Raw genomic sequence first — 757 nt, 5'->3', positions numbered from 1 at the left:
CGTTGTGTAACATATGAAAAAACTACTCTACATATTATTTTTAGTTCTTTATTCCTGTAATTCGAACAGCCAAACTGACACTAATAAGCAAACTAAATTTAACGATTTAAAGATTGATTCTGGAATCATTGAAAACATTGTCGAACTGACCAATAAAAATGCTGAAAAGAATTCAGTTATAAGATACAAGGCTTCAGATTCAATAAACCGAGTTTTCGAATCCTATGATTCTCTCGTACCTGGCGTGAGATTTAAGTTCGTTAACGAAAAAACTGCTTATCAAATAATTGACATACATTTTGATAATGTCAAGAAATCAAAGAATTACTTATTTCTAACGAATCTCGACTTTGACGATTCTTATAAATCTTATTATGATATTGTGATAGCGCCTATTTCTGACCAATTCGACCTAATTAAATTTATCGGAACTGAACCTGTAAACTATGATTTATCAAATCAAGATGTTGTTGAATGGTTTAGAAAGAAAAATACTGAGTTTGACTTCGACATCATTGTTGCTGATTTTGACAGAATAGAAACAATAATAAAATCAGAACCAAAATCTTACGAGAAACTTGGAAATGAGATTTATGAATTCTGTCCTGATGTAATTGACCAAGGTCATTCAGATATGAATGAATTAATACAACATTTAAAAAAGAATAAACATATGTGGTTTTGGTGGGATTAAAAATACGTTACACAACAATGTATAACCGCAATTACGGCGGATTCGACTACGTCCGAATCCACT

At 30.9% G+C, this 757-nt stretch carries 1 protein-coding gene; it reads left to right on the top strand.

Going from position 1 to position 757, the window contains the following annotated elements; all coding sequences use genetic code 11:
* Positions 1-13 precede the first annotated feature (13 nt).
* Positions 14-694: a DUF4253 domain-containing protein gene (locus ACFOSX_RS10895; RefSeq protein WP_386100730.1), complete on the top strand. Its 681-nt coding sequence runs from the start codon at positions 14-16 to the stop codon at positions 692-694.
* Positions 695-757: the final 63 nt, after the last annotated feature.

This window comes from Winogradskyella maritima (assembly GCF_042650215.1).
In the GTDB taxonomy this organism is placed as follows: domain Bacteria; phylum Bacteroidota; class Bacteroidia; order Flavobacteriales; family Flavobacteriaceae; genus Winogradskyella; species Winogradskyella maritima.
Note: the sequence above shows the minus strand (reverse complement) of the source record. Positions and strands in the feature narration are given on the sequence as shown.